The 18,006-nt window shown below is 61.8% G+C and carries 15 protein-coding genes and 4 pseudogenes; 14 read left to right on the top strand and 5 right to left on the bottom strand.

The annotated features are described in order from the left end of the window. A partial coding sequence (locus tag L9Z73_RS11145; RefSeq protein WP_247400107.1) for a DUF4381 domain-containing protein occupies positions 1-337 on the top strand: 337 nt, incomplete at its 5' end. After that, positions 330-1,418 (top strand): vWA domain-containing protein, encoded by a 1,089-nt coding sequence (locus tag L9Z73_RS11140; protein ID WP_247400106.1) that lies wholly within the window; start codon positions 330-332, stop codon positions 1,416-1,418. The genes L9Z73_RS11145 and L9Z73_RS11140, both read left to right, overlap by 8 nt. Before the next feature lie 100 nt (positions 1,419-1,518). Here the strand turns inward: L9Z73_RS11140 and L9Z73_RS11135 are convergent. The 3 genes and pseudogenes from L9Z73_RS11135 to L9Z73_RS11125 form a co-directional block, all read right to left on the bottom strand. After that, positions 1,519-1,896 (bottom strand): annotated as a pseudogene (locus L9Z73_RS11135) (PfkB family carbohydrate kinase); the annotation flags it as partial. Then, positions 1,888-2,952 (bottom strand): annotated as a pseudogene (locus L9Z73_RS11130) (FUSC family protein); the annotation flags it as partial. The pseudogenes L9Z73_RS11130 and L9Z73_RS11135, both read right to left, overlap by 9 nt. A gap of 10 nt (positions 2,953-2,962) precedes the next feature. Continuing rightward, on the bottom strand, positions 2,963-4,474 hold the full coding sequence (locus tag L9Z73_RS11125) for an efflux transporter outer membrane subunit (protein ID WP_247400104.1): 1,512 nt from the start codon (positions 4,472-4,474) through the stop codon (positions 2,963-2,965). A 182-nt stretch (positions 4,475-4,656) separates the two neighbouring features. Between L9Z73_RS11125 and L9Z73_RS11120 the strand changes: the two genes are divergently transcribed. The 9 genes from L9Z73_RS11120 to L9Z73_RS11080 all read left to right on the top strand — a co-directional run bounded on the left by L9Z73_RS11120 (position 4,657) and on the right by L9Z73_RS11080 (position 12,642). Further along, positions 4,657-5,625, top strand: a complete 969-nt coding sequence (locus tag L9Z73_RS11120) for a LysR family transcriptional regulator (RefSeq protein WP_247400102.1) — start codon at positions 4,657-4,659, stop codon at positions 5,623-5,625. 134 nt (positions 5,626-5,759) lie between these two features. Beyond that, positions 5,760-7,214, top strand: a complete 1,455-nt coding sequence (locus L9Z73_RS11115) for a PAAR domain-containing protein (protein ID WP_247400100.1) — start codon at positions 5,760-5,762, stop codon at positions 7,212-7,214. Further along, positions 7,211-7,825, top strand: coding sequence for a hypothetical protein (locus tag L9Z73_RS11110; RefSeq protein ID WP_247400098.1), 615 nt, complete (start codon positions 7,211-7,213; stop codon positions 7,823-7,825). Before L9Z73_RS11115 ends, L9Z73_RS11110 begins: the two co-directional genes overlap by 4 nt. Continuing rightward, positions 7,822-8,430, top strand: coding sequence for a hypothetical protein (locus tag L9Z73_RS11105; protein ID WP_247400096.1), 609 nt, complete (start codon positions 7,822-7,824; stop codon positions 8,428-8,430). The genes L9Z73_RS11110 and L9Z73_RS11105 overlap by 4 nt, the downstream gene beginning before the upstream one ends. Further along, positions 8,427-9,035 carry a hypothetical protein gene (locus L9Z73_RS11100; RefSeq protein WP_247400094.1) on the top strand — a complete coding sequence of 203 codons (609 nt, stop codon included), beginning with the start codon at positions 8,427-8,429 and terminating at the stop codon, positions 9,033-9,035. The genes L9Z73_RS11105 and L9Z73_RS11100 overlap by 4 nt, the downstream gene beginning before the upstream one ends. A 295-nt stretch (positions 9,036-9,330) precedes the next feature. Next, positions 9,331-10,305, top strand: a complete 975-nt coding sequence (locus tag L9Z73_RS11095; RefSeq protein ID WP_247400092.1) for a 2-hydroxyacid dehydrogenase — start codon at positions 9,331-9,333, stop codon at positions 10,303-10,305. 96 nt (positions 10,306-10,401) lie between these two features. Next, complete coding sequence (locus L9Z73_RS11090) at positions 10,402-11,304, top strand: chemotaxis protein CheV (protein WP_247400090.1); 903 nt, start codon at positions 10,402-10,404, stop codon at positions 11,302-11,304. Between the two features lie 3 nt (positions 11,305-11,307). Next, positions 11,308-11,790 carry a GNAT family N-acetyltransferase gene (locus L9Z73_RS11085; RefSeq protein WP_247400089.1) on the top strand — a complete coding sequence of 161 codons (483 nt, stop codon included), beginning with the start codon at positions 11,308-11,310 and terminating at the stop codon, positions 11,788-11,790. A gap of 108 nt (positions 11,791-11,898) precedes the next feature. Continuing rightward, complete coding sequence (locus L9Z73_RS11080) at positions 11,899-12,642, top strand: YkgJ family cysteine cluster protein (protein ID WP_247400087.1); 744 nt, start codon at positions 11,899-11,901, stop codon at positions 12,640-12,642. Here L9Z73_RS11080 and L9Z73_RS11075 read toward each other — a convergent pair. After that, a complete protein-coding gene (locus L9Z73_RS11075; protein WP_247400085.1) occupies positions 12,639-13,427 on the bottom strand; it encodes a transporter substrate-binding domain-containing protein in 789 nt (262 codons plus the stop codon). The genes L9Z73_RS11080 and L9Z73_RS11075 overlap by 4 nt on opposite strands. Positions 13,428-13,596: 169 nt before the next feature. Further along, a complete protein-coding gene (locus L9Z73_RS11070; RefSeq protein WP_247400083.1) occupies positions 13,597-13,830 on the bottom strand; it encodes a hypothetical protein in 234 nt (77 codons plus the stop codon). A gap of 215 nt (positions 13,831-14,045) precedes the next feature. Here L9Z73_RS11070 and L9Z73_RS11065 point away from each other — a divergent pair, with 215 nt between their 5' ends. The 3 genes and pseudogenes from L9Z73_RS11065 to L9Z73_RS11055 form a co-directional block, all read left to right on the top strand. Then, the gene (locus L9Z73_RS11065; RefSeq protein ID WP_247400081.1) at positions 14,046-15,212 is read left to right on the top strand and encodes an efflux RND transporter periplasmic adaptor subunit; all 1,167 of its coding nucleotides are present in this window, start codon (positions 14,046-14,048) and stop codon (positions 15,210-15,212) included. Beyond that, positions 15,209-17,884 (top strand): annotated as a pseudogene (locus tag L9Z73_RS11060) (efflux RND transporter permease subunit); the annotation flags it as partial. The gene L9Z73_RS11065 and the pseudogene L9Z73_RS11060, both read left to right, overlap by 4 nt. Next, positions 17,876-18,006 (top strand): annotated as a pseudogene (locus L9Z73_RS11055) (lipoyl synthase); the annotation flags it as partial. The pseudogenes L9Z73_RS11060 and L9Z73_RS11055, both read left to right, overlap by 9 nt.

Raw genomic sequence — 18,006 nt, 5'->3', positions numbered from 1 at the left:
CCGGCAGCAACAACCGCTGGACCCGCTGCGCATCGCCGCCCTGGCCGAACTGGCCCTGATGCCCAAACCCTACGACGGCGCGCCGGCCGGCGCCTGGTTGCAGCAACTCAATGGCTTGCTCAAGCGCTTATGCCGCAACGACTACCCCTACAGCCAGAGCCACACCCTCAATGGCCGCAAATGGCTGGCGTTTCTCGATAACCGCTGCCCCGCCGCCGGCCTCACGCGCTGGATGGTGCTGGTGGAAGGCGCCTATAAACCCGAATGCAAACTCGACGACAAAGCCATCGCCGGCCTGACCCAGGCGGTCGACACCTGGATTCGCAAACATGTTTGAGTTCGCCTGGCCGTGGATCTTCGCCCTGTTGCCACTCCCCTGGCTGATGCGCCTGTTGCTGCCGGCAGCCGACAGCGGTGAGCCAGCGCTGAAAGTCAGCTACCTCAGCGACCTCGAAGGCCTGGCGGGCCGCCGCGCCCGCTCGAACCTGCCCGGCTGGCGGCAACAGGCGCCTTTCGTCGTGCTGTGGCTGCTGCTGTTGACCGCCGCCGCCCGCCCGGAATGGCTCGGTGAGCCGCTGCCGATTGCCGCCAGTGGCCGCGATTTGCTGGTGGCGGTGGACGTGTCCGGCTCCATGGACTTTCCCGACATGCACTGGGAGGACGAAGATGTCAGCCGCCTGACCTTGGTCAAGCACCTGCTCGGCGACTTTCTTGAAGGGCGCGAAGGCGATCGTGTCGGCCTGATCCTGTTCGGCAGCCAAGCGTACCTGCAAGCGCCGCTGACCTTCGACCGCCGCACGGTACGCACCTGGCTCGATGAAGCGCGCATCGGCATCGCCGGCAAGAACACCGCCATCGGAGACGCCATCGGCCTGGCCTTGAAACGCCTGCGCCAGCGCCCGGCCCAAAGCCGTGTACTGATCCTGGTGACGGACGGCGCCAACAACGGAGGCCGGATCGACCCACTGACCGCTGCGCGCCTGGCCGCTGAAGAAGGCGTGAAGATCTACCCGATCGGTATCGGCGCTGATCCTGAACAAACCGGCTCCCTCGGCATCCTGGGCGTCAACCCGAGCCTGGATCTCGACGAGCCGGCGCTCAAGGCTATCGCCGAGACTACCGGTGGCCGCTACTTCCGCGCCCGCGATGGCGCAGAGCTGCAAGCGGTCAAGGAAACCCTCGACCAACTCGAACCCGTCGAACAGCAACCCACCCAGGCACGCCCGGCGCAGGCACTGTACAGCGGCCCCCTGGCATTGGCGCTGATTCTCAGCCTGTTGCTGGTGGTGCAGGAGCGCTGGCCGAACAACGCCCTGCAACGGCTGTTCGACAAACTGTCGAGCAAGGGGCATTTTCTGCAACAACACCCTGAATGGCGTCAGCGCCTCAAACGCCTGCGTTTGCGGAGGCGTCGATGATCGACCTGTGGCCGCACTGGTTCCGTCCCTGGTGGCTGTTGCTGCTGCCGCTGCTCGGCTGGTTGCTGTGGCAACTCTGGCATCGACAAAAACGCGCCGGGCGCAGCAAGGTCATGCCGTGCTCACCGCGGGTCACCAGCAAGGCGCCCAGGTCCAGTTCGGCCATCAGCGCTGCACCCTTGCTCACCAGTTCGTGCTCATCGGCGCAACCGCCGACGATGGCCTCGAACTCGCTGAGGTTCGGCGTGATCAGGCTGGCACCGCGATAGATCGAGAAGTCCTTGCCCTTGGGATCGGCCAGCACCGGGATGTTGCGAGCCTTGGCGGCCTGAATCAGCATCTGGTGGTTCTTCAGGGCGCCTTTGCCGTAGTCGGACAACACCAGCACCTTGATGCCTTCGAGCAACTCATCGACCTGCGCACTGAGGGCCAGGGCGTCGGTGGCGAAGGGTTCTTCGAAATCGATACGCAGCAATTCGTAGGCGGTATGAAAGTCCAGCTGCTCGGCTTCGCTCGGGTTGCCCTGCTGGAAGGTCGCTCGCAGGCTGCGGACCTTGGCGGGCAAGCCGTCCTTGTAGACGCTCAACTGGGTGACCAACCGCGCCGCGTCGGGGCTGGTGAGGGCGCGGCCGGAGAACCCATCGAGCACTTCGGCCAAGTCCTGCAAGCCCGGTTTGATTTCAGCGACGACGTGGTCTGCGGCATCGGCACGCAGGCGTTCGAGCAACTGGTGCAAGGCGTTGAAGCGCGTGGTGATGCTCATGAACTCGCTGTTGAGGCGACTGAGCCGGCCGTTGCGCCGACGCATGTGCGGGTCTTCGAACACGGTGAGGCTGCGCAGGCCTTCCAGGCCCACGGCTTCGGCGATAAAGCGCACGTTGGTGCTTTCGAAGTTCTCGCGCTGGCTGCGCCCACGCAGGCCATCGGTGACGAACATTGCGAACACGCCAAACCGCTGGTACAGCGCGTTGCGCATCGCCGCACTGGAGGTCTGCGGCAGGATCGCCGCGCTGACCAGCGTGGAGACGAGAATCCCCAGGGAAATTTCCAGCACGCGCCACACAGCCGCCATAAACGCTCCGTCCGGGTGGGCCAGGGACGGCAGGCCGACCATCGCGGCGGTGTAACCGGCGAGCACAAACCCATACGCGCGAAAGTTGCGGTTGCGCGTGGCGCCGGCGGTGCAGAGCCCCACCCAGATCGCCAGCGAGCCGAGGAACAGCTCGGTGTTCTGCGCAAACAAGGCGATCAGAAACACCATCGCCGCCGACCCCGCCAAGGTGCCGAGGAAGCGATAAAAGCTCTTGACGAACACCTGGCCGCTCTGCGGTTGCATCACGATAAACACGGTGATCATCGCGGTGCGCGGTTGCGGCAGTTCCAGGCGCATGGCCAGCCACAGCGTGGCGAACGCGGCGATCAGCACCTTGAAGATGTACACCCAGGTCACGCCGTCACTGCGTGCCCAGTCGAAAAAGCCACGGCGCCACTCAAGGGAATGCAGCCAGCGCAGCGGTGCAGGCAAGGGAGTCATTAAATCCTACTCAGTGATCGAACACGGCGAGCGCCGCCGGGGTCTTGCTCGGGACAGTCTTGGTATCTTGCGGAACATCGTTGCCGGCGCCAAGCCCGCCGCCCAGGGCGGTCACCAGGTCGGCATGGGCCGTCAGACGCGCGGCCTGCACCTGTTGCTCGACCTGCTGCTGGCGGAACAGCAGGGTCTGGGCGTTCAGCACATTGAGGTAGTCCGTGAGGCCGCGCTGGTAGGCGATCATCGCAATATCGTAGGTTTTCTGCGCCGAGGCCACCGATTCCGCGGCGAAGCCCCGTTGCTTGTCCATGGATTCGCGACGGATCAACTGGTCGCTGATGCCCTTGAGTGCGTTGACCAGGGTCTGGTTGTAATGCGCCACGGCGACGTCATAGCCGGCGCTGGCTTCACCCAGCTCCGAACGCAGGCGGCCGCCGTCGAAGATCGGCAGGGTAATGGCCGGGCCGACGCTGTAGTTGAATTTCTTGCCGGCCAGAAACCCCAGCATGCCGCCGCCGGTGGCCACGTAGCCGAGGCTGCCGACCAGATCGACGTTGGGGTAGAAGCCGGCGTGCACGACATCGATGCCACGCGCCTGCGCTGCCACCTGCCAACGGCTGGCGACCACGTCCGGGCGCTGACCGAGCAATTGCGCGGGCAAGCTGGACGGCAATTTAAGCGGCGCGCCGAGGGATAGGGTCGGACGTTGCAGGTGCGCGCCCTCGCCCGGGCCTTTGCCCGCCAATGCCGCCAACTGGTTACGGCTCAGGGCGATCTCTTCGTCCAGGGCATCGAGCTGGCGATGGGTCTCGGGCAACGGGGTTTCGGCCTGGCTTACATCGAAATGCGTACCGATGCCCGCGTTCAGGCGTGTATTCGCCAAATCGAGAATCTGCTGTTGCTGGGCCAGCGTGGCCTCGACGATATCGCGGTTGGCGTAATGCAACGACAACTGGATATAGGCGCGCACCACGTTGTTCTGCAGTTCGAGCTGGGCCTGGCGTGCTTCGGCCGCGCTCATGTGCGCCAGGTCGACGGCACGCTCGCTGGCGTTACTTTCGCGGCCCCACAGGTCGAGGGCGTAGCTGAAACCCAGGGAGGTATTGTTGTCCCAGGTGTTGGAACCGCTCAATGCACCCGGGCCGTAGAACTGATCGTTCGGCCAGTTGTGGCGTTTGAGGGTGGTGTCGCTGTTGATCTGCAACGACTCGGCCGACTCGACAATCCCGGCCATGGCCCGCGCTTCACGCACACGTGCGGCGGCCATGGCCATGCTCGGGCTGTCATGGGTGGCGAGTTCGACCCAACGGTTGAGTTGGGCGTCACCGTAGGCCTGCCACCATTGTGCGGTGGGCCAGTGGGCGTCCCGGGCGGCGCTCTGAATCGCCTCGTCGGTAGCCAGGGTATTGGCGTTGAGGGCCTGGTCTTGGGGGGCAATTCCTCCGGTTCCGATGCAGCCGCTGATTGCTAACGATAAGGCCCAAACACTGAGAGTCTTCAGCTCTCTGCTGATGCGACGCGGCACTGCTGCGAATTCCTGAGGTGGGTGATGCGGGGTAGGTGACACAATTCTAGGACGCAAGGGGAATGGCGATAAGCTGGTATTCCTGTGAATCTTTATTACCGTTAAGGCGATAATCCCTTCGTAGGGATCACTGGTCTACGTAACTTTCTGTCACAATTTGTCATCTCCCTTGAGAACACCCCATGGACACTTTGCAAAACATGCGCGCTTTCAGTTGTGTGGCCGAGGCCGGCAGCTTCACCGCCGCGGCCGCACAACTGGACACTACCACCGCCAACATTTCGCGCGCGGTCTCCAACCTTGAGGCCCATCTGCAAACCCGCTTGCTCAACCGTACCACCCGTCGCATTGCGCTCACCGAAGCAGGTAAACGCTATTTATTGCGCTGCGAGCAAATCCTGGCCTATGTCGAGGAAGCCGAGGCCGAAGCCAGTGACGCCCACGCACGCCCCTCCGGCCAGTTGAAAGTGCATACCATGACCGGTATCGGCCAGCATTTCGTCATCGACGCCATTGCGCGCTACCGCCGCACTCACCCGGACGTGACCTTCGACCTGACCCTGGCCAACCGCGTGCCGGACTTGCTCGATGAGGGCTACGACGTGTCCATCGTGCTGGCCAGCGAACTGCCGGACTCGGGCTTCGTGTCCCAGCGCCTGGGCATCACCTACAGCATCGCCTGCGCGTCGCCGGACTACGTCAAGGCCAAAGGCTGCGCGCAACGGCCCCACGATCTGCTTAACCACGCCTGCCTGCGCCTGGTCAGCCCGGTGGTCCTGCTGGACAAATGGAGCTTCAACGGCCCCGACGGCCAGGAAAGTGTCGCGATCAACACATCACCGTTCCTGGTGAACTCGGCCGATGCGATGAAAACCGCCATCACCAGCGGCATGGGCGTCGGCCTGTTGCCGGTGTACGCCGCCATCGAAGGCCTGCGCAACGGCACGCTGGTACGGGTGATGCCCAACTACCGCTCCCAGGAACTGAACCTGTACGCCATTTACCCGTCGCGTCAGTACCTGGATGCGAAGATCAAGACCTGGGTGGAATACCTGCGCGGCTCGCTGCCGGAAATTCTCGCGGCGCATCAGGCTGAATTGGTCGCGTATGAGTTGAGCGGCAGCCTGGGCGGCGTGCGGTTGGCGAACTGAAACTGACCGCTCCCACGCAGAGAACGATCATTACGGAGCTCACCTACGCCAGACCAGGAAGCGTCTGACTTTTCGCTTCATCCCACCCTCCCTACCGTGGCCCTTCCTGAGGATTACAAAGGGATATATCTGGGATGGAGCGCTTTCACATCACGGTAGGGGACAGAACCACAGCTGGCGGTATCGTGCGCAGCGGTAGCGATCTCAGCAGCATTATCGACCAGGCTCAAGCGTGCGAAGGCGATCAGGTCTATTGCCCTGCCTGCAAAACAGTCGGCGTTATCGTCTGCGAAGGGCCACGGCTGGTAGATACAATAAACGGTGTCAACACGGCCTTGGACGGCGATATCTGTCGCTGCAAGTGCGACCCGCCGCCTCGGCTGATTGCCCATCAGACCATTAGCTCACAGATTATTGACGTGGCACCGCCCGCCGCGCAGCCTCGAAGCCGTGCAGCAGTAGCACCAGAACCCACTAAAAGTGCGTCGCCTTCTGCTGCCAAATCCCCGCAGACGCCGCTCTCAACAAGCGCCAACAAAACGCCTGCGCCAACCTGCGAAAACCTTTGGCGTCAGTACCAGGACAGAGCCGAAGCTATCGTGGCACCCAACGGTGTACTGATCGCAGATCCGAAGGCGCGTAACCGCGCCATCAACTCAGCCTACGCCCAACTGTGGCGTGCGGACCCACGCTTTCAGTGGGCGGGCCTCGCGGCGTTCGCCTCCAAGCAGGTGGGCTGTGGATTGCTGCATGCGGCGCAATCAATTGAAGGCATTCAGGCTGAACATGAGGCACAAGAGCAACTGAAGAGAGATGCAAGAAAAGGTTTCTGGGGGCTGTTCAGCACTGAAGAGCGTGAACGGCGCACCAAGCTGGGCGAGTACGAACAGCGCCAACGCGACTATGAACAGGCCCGGCGCAACAACCCGGTGCCCGGTATCGACTGGCGACAAGAGCAGGAACCGTTTTCTGCGGTACAGCAGCTTTACCAGCATGTGTACGAAATGATGGCGATGGGCAATACCACGCTGTTTTTAGATGTGTATGCACTGCATTTGTTTTTTAGGGAGCGGGGGTTGGCAGAATTGGAGGCGTGCCTACGGCTACGCCAGAACATTCATGGGAGCGGCCATTCAGTGCTGTGGCCGGTTGGGCACGAAACATTGAAGTTTGGGGAAAACCGCAAGGAAATCTTGCAAGCGTTTCTAGCCATCGAGTTTGGCGATATCGCTGAAAGCGTTGTTTATCTGGCTTGGCACGAACAGCGTAATATCCTCCAACCAACCCTCTACAGCGACACAAAACTGGTCAATCTGCTGCGAGCCAACCATCTATCCTACGTTACAGGCATACCTTCCGGCGTCGCGCAGGCAATCGAACTGACGCTGACCAGCCAGTGCAGCCCAACCCTTGACGGGCGTAGCATCAGCTTCAGCAACTCCCCTTTCGCCGACCTGTCCGATATTCAACAACGCATGATCTTCGTGCTCAAAGCTGCAGCCCGGTTCAATGAGCTATTGCAGAGTCCCGAACGCATTCGTATCGAACAGTCTATCGACGACATCGCCTTGGGTAGGAACCTGCAATGAGCCGACTGGCGACATTAGGCTGGCGACGTGGCGTGCTCGGGCTGGTCATTACCTTATTACTGGCATGGACGGCGGCCCGCCTAAACGCAGACGATCCCGAAATCAGGCTGCTACTGGACGAACCTTGGGAAGAGATGCGTCGACGCTCCAGCGCGGATATCGACCCGGCGATTGCGGGGCACTACTGGGGGAGACAAACAAGGACTGATGCCCGCCTTCGTTTTATGGATCCTCAATACGGATTCGTGACGCCATTGGCTAGATTTTTCAGCATAAGTTTCGGCGAAGAACGCGTCACAGGTGTACGAATGTCCCCGCAAATCGAACCCTTACTGCTCGATGACACGCTCAAGGTCGTATTGGACTTACAGGAGCAGTGGCGCAAGGGTGGCTGGATACCCATTCATGAAAAGAGCGATCCGCCTTTCGCCGATACTCTGCAGTGGCGTGATCAGCTACGAGACGTGATGGGCGGTGGAACATCTTACTGGCAAGCAACTGATCAATATCAGGTCATGCTGGTAGTCAATCGATTCAAGGATGATCGACACCCCACAGAAGAGCGCTATCTTATCAAGTTGGCCTTGGCAAAACCTTGGGTGCAACCATGAGTTTGAGCACAAACCGGCGACGTGGCGTGCTCGGGCTGGTCATCATCTTATTACTGGCGTGGTCAGCGATCAGCCTCTACGCCGACGAACCTGAAATCGCAGTGATGCTTGGCGAGCCATGGGAGGACATGCGCCAGCGTTCCAGTGCAGAAATCGATCCCGCCATCCCCGGAACATTTTGGGGGAGGCAAACGCGTACCGATGCACGCCTTCGCTTCATCGATCCTCAATATGGTTTTGTGACGCCAATGGCACGTTTTTTCACGGTGGCATTCAATCGCGAGCGGGTCGAGAACATTACGATGTCCCCTCAAGTAGAACCTTTGCTGCTGGATGACACACTCAAGGTTGTAATGGACCTACAGGGGCAATGGCGCAAAGGCGGATGGATTCCCATCCGGGTCAATTACAACCCGGAGCTGGCCGATACGCCTGAGTGGCGTGCCAAACTGAGAGATTCTGACGGTGGCGGGACGTTCTATTGGCAAGCAGGTGATCAGTATCAGCTGATGGTGGGCGTTCGTCGCTTCCATGACTACCGAAACCCCGACGAAGAGCGCTACCTAATCACTTTCCAACTGGCCACCCCGTGGGTGCAACCATGAGCTTGAGCACAAACCGGCGACGTGGCGTGCTCGGGCTGGTCATCATCTTATTACTGGCGTGGTCAGCGATCAGCCTCTACGCCGACGAACCTGAAATCGCAGTGATGCTTGGCGAGCCATGGGAGGACATGCGCCAGCGTTCCAGTGCAGAAATCGATCCCGCCATCCCCGGAACATTTTGGGGGAGGCAAACGCGTACCGATGCACGCCTTCGCTTCATCGATCCTCAATATGGTTTCGTGACGCCAATGGCACGTTTTTTCACGGTGGCATTCAATCGCGAGCGGGTCGAGAACATTACGATGTCCCCTCAAGTAGAACCGTTGCTTCTGGATGACACACTCAAGGTTGTAATGGACCTACAGGGGCAATGGCGCAAGGGTGGCTGGGTGCTCATTCATGAAGCGAGCAACCCGGAGCTGGCCGATACGCCTGAGTGGCGTGCCAAACTGAGAGATTCTGACGGTGGCGGGACGTTCTATTGGCAAGCAGGTGATCAGTATCAGCTGATGGTGGGCGTTCGTCGCTTCCATGACTACCGAAACCCCGACGAAGAGCGCTACCTAATCACTTTCCAACTGGCCACCCCGTGGGTGCAACCTTGAGCTACAACTGCGATGTGGCGTGCTCGGGCGGGCCATTACCTTACTACTGGCATGGTCGGTGATCCGTTTATTGATCGTTCCCACGCTCAGCGGGGGAGTGCGGCCCGGACGCTCTGCTTCTCGCTCGTGAAGCCGGGACGCAGAGCGTCACCGTATGCGTTCCCACGCATAGGAACGATCCTACGTGGTGTCTTTGCGTTTTTCGCGAGCAAACTCGCTCCTGCAGTGGTGTTGCGTTAACGGGATAAATGTTAGCTTGCTTGGCATTCTCCCGTAGTCGATGAGCCCGCCTGCAATGAAAAAGACTGTCCTCGCCTTCAGCCGCGTCACCCCGGAAATGATCGAACGCCTGCAACAGGATTTCGAGGTGATCGCGCCCAACCCCAAGCTGGGCGATATCAACGCACAGTTCAACGAAGCCCTGCCCCACGCCCACGGCCTGATCGGCGTGGGTCGCAAGCTGGGCCGCGCGCAGCTCGAAGGCGCGAGCCAACTGGAAGTGGTGTCCAGCGTGTCGGTGGGCTACGACAACTATGACGTGGCGTACCTCAACGAACGCGGGATCATGCTCACCAACACCCCCGACGTCCTCACCGAAAGCACCGCCGACCTGGCCTTCGCCCTGCTGATGAGCAGCGCACGCCGGGTCGCCGAGCTGGACGCATGGACCAAGGCCGGCCAGTGGAAAGCCAGCGTCGGCGCGTCGTTGTTCGGCGGCGACGTACACGGCAAGACATTGGGCATCGTCGGCATGGGCAATATCGGCGCCGCCGTCGCCCGTCGCGGGCGCCTGGGCTTCAACATGCCGATTCTGTACAGCGGTAACAGCCGCAAGACCGCACTGGAACAGGAACTGGGCGCGCAGATGCGCAGCCTGGAGCAGTTACTGGCTGAAGCGGATTTCGTCTGCCTGGTGGTGCCGTTGAGCGAAAAGACCCGGCACCTGATCAGCCATCGCGAGCTGGGGATGATGAAATCCAGCGCGATCCTGATCAATATTTCCCGCGGCCCGGTGGTCGACGAACCGGCGCTGATCGAAGCCCTGCAAACCCAGCGTATTCGCGGGGCGGGGCTGGACGTGTATGAACAGGAGCCGCTGGCCGAGTCGCCGCTGTTCCAACTGAGCAATGCGGTGACCCTGCCGCACATCGGCTCGGCGACCCATGAAACCCGCGCAGCCATGGCCAACCGCGCCCTGGACAACCTGCGCAGCGCCCTGCTCGGCCAACGCCCGCAGGACCTGATCAACCCACAGGTGTGGAAGGGCTGAGATAAGCCGACTTCATCGGCGCATGCCCCTAAAGCCTGGGCCGATGAAGTCGATAACCTTCCATAGATGATTCCCCCTGATCCACAGAAGGTTTTTATGTCCACTTCTAAAGCCCGCGCAGACTCACTCTCGCTTCTGCTCTTTACCTTGCGCAGCGGCAAGTTGATGGCCATTAACCTGCTGAAAGTCAGCGAAATCATCCCCTGCCCGCCGCTGACCAAGCTGCCGGAGTCTCATCCCCACGTCAAAGGCATCGCCATGCTGCGCGGCACCTCGCTGTCGGTGATCGACCTGAGTCGCGCCCTCGGCGAAATGCCGTTGGTGGACCCGGACGGCGGTTGCCTGATCGTCACCGACGTCAGCCGCTCCAAACAGGGCCTGCATGTGCAGGCGGTGAGCAAGATCGTGCATTGCCTGACCACCGATATCCGCCCGCCGCCCTTCGGCGCCGGCGGTAACCGCTCGTTCATCACCGGGGTCACCCAGGTAGAAGGCGGCCTGGTGCAGGTGCTGGATATCGAAAAAGTCATCCACGCCATCGCGCCGGTGCCGATTGAAATGGCGCCGACCGACTTGACCATGGAAGAGGCCGAAGTCCTGGGCAATGCGCGCATCCTGGTGGTGGATGACAGCCAGGTCGCCTTGCAACAGTCGGTACACACCCTGCGCAACCTGGGCCTGACCTGCCACACCGCGCGCAGCGCCAAGGAAGCCATCGACGTATTGCTGGAGTTGCAGGGCACCGCCGGGCAAATCAACGTGGTGGTGTCGGACATCGAAATGTCCGAAATGGACGGTTACGCCCTCACCCGCACCCTGCGCGAAACCCCCGATTTCCAGGACCTCTACGTGCTGTTGCACACCTCCCTGGACAGCGCGATGAACAGCGAAAAAGCGCGTGTGGCCGGGGCCGACGCCGTGCTGACCAAATTCTCCTCACCCGAGCTGACCAAATGCCTGGTGGTGGCCGCCCAGACCGTGGCGCAAAAAGGCCTGTAACCGGTGACCGAGTATTTCCAACTGCTACGCCGCGACCTCACCCGTGACCTGCCCGCGCCGCAGTGGCCGGCCGGTACACAGCTGGATCACTTCCGCGACGAGTGGGCCCCGGCGATTCATGCAGTGTTGTGCATGACCCAGGCACAAGGCGGCGGCCGCGTCGCCAACCTGCAAACCTGGCGGCAGCAGTTCGTGACCGATGCCGAGTTCGACCCCACGTTGTGCCTGGTGGCGAGCAATGCCGAAGGCATCCTCGGCGTGGCCCAGTGCTGGACCAGCGCCTTCATCAAGAACCTCGCCGTCCATCCCTGCGCCCAGGGCCAGGGGCTGGGGCGCGCCTTGTTGCTGCACGCCTTCCAGGTGTTCAAACAGCGCGGCGAGCCCTGTGTGGACCTCAAGGTCCTGGAAAGCAACCAACGTGCCCGGCAGCTCTATGAAAGCGCCGGCATGACGTTTGTGCTGCGCGATGCGGTCACCGAGGACTGACGGGCACTGGCGCACAACTTGCTTTCAGTGCCCTTGAACGCTGAAAAGAGGCGAAAACCCGTCACCGTTCGAGCGTGCCCTCTGACCTAGCCTGGTGACAGATCTGCCATGAACACTCATTTTTCCTGCGTCGGTTGTGGCAAATGCTGCACCGACCACCATGTGCCCCTGACCCTCGAAGAAGCCCGCCAATGGGCGGCTGACGGCGGCAGCGTGATCGTTCTGGTGGAAGGTTTTCTCGGCAACGGCCTCGGCCTGCCGCTGCAACAACGCGAGCATGCCGAACGCCGTTCGGTGCTGGTACCCAGCGGTAAGACCCAGGCATTCGTGGCCATCACCTTTGCCGCCTACAACCCCGGACGCTGCCGGAATCTTGACGAAGACAACCTGTGCCGCATCTATGACCGCCGGCCGTTGGTCTGCCGCATCTATCCGATGGAGATCAACCCGCACATCCCGTTCAACCCTGCCGCCAAGGAATGCCCGCCGGAGTCGTGGGAACAGGGCCCGGTGTTGATTGCCGGTGGCGAACTGATGGATGAAGAACTGGCTGAATTGATCCGCCGCTCACGCCAGGCCGACCGCGACGATGTACAGACCAAAGAAGCGGTGTGCACCCTGCTGGGGATTCGCACCACAGCGCTCAAGGGCGATGGTTTTACTGCGTACCTGCCGCAGATGGATGCCTTTGCCCAGGCGATCGAGCTGGCGGCGAGCCAGCCTTGCGTGGCGAATGAGTGGGTGTTTCATGTGTCCGGGATGGACATCGCCGAGCAGTTGCTGGATGCGGGGGCACAGCTTGCCACCGAGGTGCCGGCCAACTATGCGTTTATTCCGCTGCGCACAGCCTAGTCTTTTGGCGCAACGGGGACTGTATCCAGGCGGTAGGGCTGAATGATCCGCTGGTATTCGCCGTTCTGCACCAGCTGTTCAAGGGCGCGGTTGAGTGCATTGCGCAGGGCGGTATCGGGTTTGCGCACCGCGATTGCCACGCCGCTGCCCAATAGCTCGGCCGAAATCGCGGGGCCGAGGAAGTCGAAGTCCTGGCCATCGACGGTATCGAGCAGTGCCTCGCGAATTTCCACGGTACCTTGCAGGGTCGCATCGATATCCCCCGCCACCAGGCTGCGAATCAGTTCGTCATTGAGCCAGAAGCTCTTGACGATAACGCCCTTGGGCGCCCACTGCGCATGGGCGAAGGCTTCGCGATTACTGCCCAGCAACACCCCGACACGCTTGCCCTTGAGCGAGCGCACGGTCGGCATCAGGCCTGATGTTCTGCGGGCGACCAAGCGCGTGGTGAACGGATAGAGTTCATCGGTGAAGTTCACCCAGCGCCGACGTATCGACGTGGGCGCCATGCCCATGATTGCGTCGAATTGCCGGGCTTCGAGGGCGGGGAAATTTTCCACCAGCACCTGATCGACCCAGGTACAGCGCACATTCAACTGCACGCATAGCGCGTTACCCAGGTCGATGTTCAGGCCGACCAGTTGCCCTTGCGGGTTGCGGCTCTGGAACGGGGAGAATTGCGCAGCAACGGCAAAGCGAATTTCACGCCGTGGCGGATCACTGGCGGCAACGCTATCAACCGACAGCAATAACGCGAGCACTGCACACATGTGTATCAGAGCCACAGGAAACGTCCTTTTCCGAAAAGTCCAGCCTCAGCCATCCCACCCCGGCGGAAAAAGCCGGGGCGCAGCGCAGGCTGTGCAAGCTTTCAAGAAACAGTCGTGGCTCTACAATCAGAAATATCAGCGGACGTTGTAGGACGTAGTCGACACAGCGTGCGACGTATTACTCTCAGCGTTTACCCATCGAACGACGGGTGCCCGGCGGCGCCATGCCTGGGGACTTGGTGTGCCCGTTCTTCGCGCCATTCTTGTACCAAGGCTGGGCGGCATTCTTGGCCCCGGCCAGTTCACCCGGTTTGAACGGAAACTTAAACGCCGGGACCTCGGTTTTTTCAACGCCTTCGGCGCTGGCCGGATCGACGAGGTCGGCCGCTTCAACAGGGGGTTGTGTCGGGGAAGTCATGGAAGCTCCGGAGCATGCAAAAAATGATGCGGGGCCAGCTTGCGGCCCACACTGGCGCGCAGTATACCTGCGCCCTTCGGATCTTTAACCACTGCCTGTACGAATGGTCGGCGTTTACTGACAGCGCTGTCAGTTAGCAGTCACCTTGCTGACCGGGTTGACGGGCTATAAAGACACCTCACTCTTCCGTTCCTTTGCCCTGGCGCCTCACCCCCATGCAAATTAAACGAAAAACTGCCCTGATCGTGGGTGTCCTGCTGGTGCTGGCGATTGCAGCCTGGGCGCTGACGCGACCGGCCAAAACCAGGCTGGCGGCGCCGACGGCGATCCCGGTACGGGTGGTGAGCGTGGCGCAACAGGACATCCCGCGTTTCGTCAGCGGCATTGGCACGGTGCTGTCGTTGCACAGCGTGGTGATCCGCCCGCAGGTCGACGGCATCCTCACCCAATTGCTGGTCAAGGAAGGCCAGCGGGTCAAGGCCGGGGATCTGTTGGCGACCATCGATGACCGCTCGATCCGCGCCAGCCTCGACCAGGCCAAGGCCCTGCTGGGAGAAAACCAGGCGCAACTGCAAGTGGCGCTGATCAACCTCCAGCGCTACAAGGCATTGAGTGTCGACGACGGCGTGTCCAAGCAGACCTATGACCAGCAGCAAGCCCTGGTCAACCAGCTCAAGGCCACCACCCAGGGCAATCAGGCCGCGATTGATGCGGAAAAGGTGCAGCTTTCCTACACTCAGATTCGCTCACCCGTCAGCGGCCGCGTGGGGATTCGCACGGTGGATGAAGGCAACTTCCTGCGCACGAGCGATACCCAGGGCCTGTTCTCGGTCACGCAGATCGACCCGATTGCCGTCGAATTTTCCCTGCCGCAACAGATGCTGCCCACCTTGCAAGGCCTGATCGCGGCCCCCGTCCCAGCCAGCGTCGACGCCTACCTGGGCGCAGACACCGACGGCCAGACCGGCGACCTGCTCGGCGAAGGCCACTTGAGCCTGATCGACAACCAGATCAGTTCCACCACCGGTACCCTGCGCGCCAAGGCCGAGTTCAACAACGCCACGCAGCGCCTGTGGCCGGGGCAACTGGTGAGCATCAAGATCCAGACCGGCCTCGACAAGAACGCCCTGGTGGTGCCGCCGACCGTGGTGCAACGCGGGCTGGACGCGCACTTTGTGTACCGGGTCAACGGCGACAAGGTGGAGGTGGTACCGGTGCAGGTCACCTACCAGAACAGCGATGTGACGCTCATCAAGGGCGTACAGGCCGGTGATGTGCTGGTCAGCGACGGCCAGTCGCGGCTCAAGGCCGGCGCTCAGGTCGAGGTGCTCAAAGAGCCACCGCAAGTGATCCAGACCGTCGACGCCAAGGTGCAACCATGAACGCCAGCCGCTCGCCGTCGGCCTGGTGCGTCGACCACCCGGTCGCAACGCTGCTGCTGACTTTCGCCCTGGTGTTGCTCGGGCTGATTGCCTTCCCGCAACTGGCCATCGCCCCGCTGCCGGAAGCGGAATTTCCGACGATCCAGGTCAGCGCGCAACTGCCCGGCGCCAGCCCGGACACCATGGCTTCGTCGGTGGCCACGCCCCTGGAGGTGCAATTCAGCGCCATCCCCGGCATGACCCAGATGACCTCCAGCAGCGCCTTGGGCTCCAGCCTCTTGACCCTGCAATTCACCCTGAACAAGAGCATCGACACCGCCGCCCAGGAGGTCCAGGCCGCGATCAACACCGCCTCCGGCAAGCTGCCCAGCGATATGCCGAACCTGCCGACCTGGAAAAAGGTCAACCCGGCGGACAGCCCCGTGCTGATCCTCAGCGTCAGTTCCGCCAGCATGCCCAGCACCGAGCTGAGCGATTACGTGGAAACCCTGCTGGCACGGCAAATCAGCCAGATCGACGGCGTCGGCCAGATCAACATCACCGGCCAGCAACGCCCGGCGATTCGCGTGCAGGCTTCGCCCGACAAACTCGCGGCCATTGGCCTGACCCTGGCCGACATCCGCCTGGCGATCCAGCAGTCGAGCCTGAACCTGGCCAAAGGCGCGATCTACGGGGAGAACAGCGTGTCGACCCTGTCGACCAACGACCAGTTGTTTCAGCCTGAGGACTACGCCCAACTGATCGTGTCCTACAAGAATGGCGCGCCAGTTCAACTGCGCGACATCGCCAAAGTCATCAACGGTTCGGAAAACGCCTACGTACAGGCGTGGTCCGGCGATACGCCGGGGGTCAACCTGGTGATCTCGCGCCAGCCCGGCGCGAACATCGTCGAAACCGTCGACCGCATTCAAGCGGAACTGCCGCGCCTGCAGGCCATGTTGCCGGCGTCGGTGCAGGTCAGTGTGTTGAGCGACCGCACCAAGACCATCCGCGCCTCCCTGCATGAAGTGGAAGTGACCCTGCTGATCGCCGTGTTGCTGGTGGTGGCGGTGATGGCGCTGTTCCTGCGCCAGTTGTCGGCGACGTTGATTGTGTCGAGTGTGCTCGGCGTGTCGCTGATCGCCAGTTTCGCCTTGATGTACCTGATGGGCTTCAGCCTGAACAACCTGACCCTGGTGGCGATCGTCATCTCCGTGGGTTTTGTGGTGGACGATGCGATCGTGGTGGTGGAGAACATTCACCGCCATCTCGAAGCCGGACTGGGCAAACGCGAAGCGGCGATCAAAGGCGCCGGCGAGATTGGCTTTACCGTGGTGTCCATCAGCTTTTCGCTGGTGGCGGCGTTCATTCCGCTGCTGTTCATGGGCGGCGTGGTCGGGCGTTTGTTCAAGGAGTTCGCGCTGACCGCGACCTCGACCATCCTGATTTCGGTGGTGGTCTCGCTGACCCTGGCGCCGACCCTGGCGGCACTGTTCATGCGTGCCCCGAGCCATCCTGCCAACGCCAAGCCTAGTTTCAGCGAGCGTCTGCTGGCCGCTTATGCACGCAACCTGCGCCGCGCCCTGGCCCATCAACGCAGCATGCTGGCGATCTTCGTGGTCACGCTGGCGCTGGCGGTGCTCGGCTACGTGTTCATCCCCAAGGGTTTCTTCCCGGTGCAGGACACCGGCTTCGTGCTCGGCACCAGCGAAGCAGCGGCCGATGTGTCGTACCCGGACATGGTCGCCAAGCACAAGGCCCTGGCCGAGATCGTCAAAAATGACCCGGCGGTGGCGGATTTTTCCCATTCGGTGGGCGTCACCGGCAGCAACCAGACCATCGCCAACGGCCGCTTCTGGATCGCCTTGAAAGACCGCGGCGATCGCGATGTGTCCGCCAGCCAGTTCATCGACCGCATCCGCCCGAAACTGGCGAAGGTGCCGGGCATCGTGCTGTACCTGCGCGCCGGCCAGGACATCAACCTCAGTTCCGGCCCCAGCCGCGCCCAGTACCAGTACGTGCTCAAGAGCAACGACGGCCCGACACTGAATACCTGGACCCAGCGCCTCACCGAAAAACTGCGCGCCAACCCGGCGTTTCGCGACCTGTCCAACGACCTGCAACTGGGCGGCAGCATTACCCACATCAGCATCGACCGTCAGGCCGCCGCGCGTTTCGGCCTGACCGCCACCGATGTCGACCAGGCGTTGTATGACGCGTTCGGCCAGCGCCAGATCAACGAGTTCCAGACCGAGATCAACCAGTACCAAGTGGTGCTGGAACTCGACAGCCAGCAACGCGGTAAAGCCGAAAGCCTCAATTATTTCTACCTGCGCTCGCCGCTGACCAGTGAGATGGTGCCGTTGTCAGCCTTGGCCAAGGTCGACCCGCCCACCGTGGGCCCGTTGTCCATCAGCCATGACGGCATGTTCCCGGCCGCCAACCTGTCGTTCAACCTGGCGCCCGGCGTGGCGCTGGGGGATGCGGTGATCATGCTCAACCAGGCCAAGAACGAGATCGGCATGCCGGCCAGCATCCTCGGCAACTTCCAGGGCGCGGCCCAGGCGTTCCAGAGTTCGCTGGCCAGCCAGCCGTGGCTGATCCTGGCGGCGCTGGTGGCGGTCTACATCATTCTCGGCGTGCTGTACGAAAGTTTCGTCCACCCGCTGACGATCATTTCCACCTTGCCCTCGGTCGACCGCGACGACCTGCGTGACGGCGGTGCCCAGCACTTTGCCGACTGCATCCGCGAAATCCGCAAGCTGTCGCCGGACGTGATGCTCGAAACCCTGGTGCCGGACTACCGTGGCCGTAT

Source organism: Pseudomonas emilianonis, from assembly GCF_023072625.1.
In the GTDB taxonomy this organism is placed as follows: Bacteria; Pseudomonadota; Gammaproteobacteria; order Pseudomonadales; family Pseudomonadaceae; genus Aquipseudomonas; species Aquipseudomonas paraveronii.
This window is presented reverse-complemented; position numbering and strand designations above follow the sequence as displayed.

Excerpts from the sequence above, each read along its gene's own strand:
- L9Z73_RS11090 (WP_247400090.1), top strand. The coding sequence starts at position 10,402 with ATGTCCACTTCTAAAGCCCGCGCAGACTCACTCTCGCTTCTGCTCTTT.
- L9Z73_RS11080 (WP_247400087.1), top strand. The coding sequence starts at position 11,899 with ATGAACACTCATTTTTCCTGCGTCGGTTGTGGCAAATGCTGCACCGAC.
- L9Z73_RS11100 (WP_247400094.1), top strand. The coding sequence starts at position 8,427 with ATGAGCTTGAGCACAAACCGGCGACGTGGCGTGCTCGGGCTGGTCATC.
- L9Z73_RS11105 (WP_247400096.1), top strand. The coding sequence starts at position 7,822 with ATGAGTTTGAGCACAAACCGGCGACGTGGCGTGCTCGGGCTGGTCATC.
- L9Z73_RS11110 (WP_247400098.1), top strand. The coding sequence starts at position 7,211 with ATGAGCCGACTGGCGACATTAGGCTGGCGACGTGGCGTGCTCGGGCTG.
- L9Z73_RS11115 (WP_247400100.1), top strand. The coding sequence starts at position 5,760 with ATGGAGCGCTTTCACATCACGGTAGGGGACAGAACCACAGCTGGCGGT.
- L9Z73_RS11065 (WP_247400081.1), top strand. The coding sequence starts at position 14,046 with ATGCAAATTAAACGAAAAACTGCCCTGATCGTGGGTGTCCTGCTGGTG.
- L9Z73_RS11140 (WP_247400106.1), top strand. The coding sequence starts at position 330 with ATGTTTGAGTTCGCCTGGCCGTGGATCTTCGCCCTGTTGCCACTCCCC.
- L9Z73_RS11120 (WP_247400102.1), top strand. The coding sequence starts at position 4,657 with ATGGACACTTTGCAAAACATGCGCGCTTTCAGTTGTGTGGCCGAGGCC.
- L9Z73_RS11070 (WP_247400083.1), bottom strand. The coding sequence starts at position 13,830 with ATGACTTCCCCGACACAACCCCCTGTTGAAGCGGCCGACCTCGTCGAT.
- L9Z73_RS11095 (WP_247400092.1), top strand. The coding sequence starts at position 9,331 with ATGAAAAAGACTGTCCTCGCCTTCAGCCGCGTCACCCCGGAAATGATC.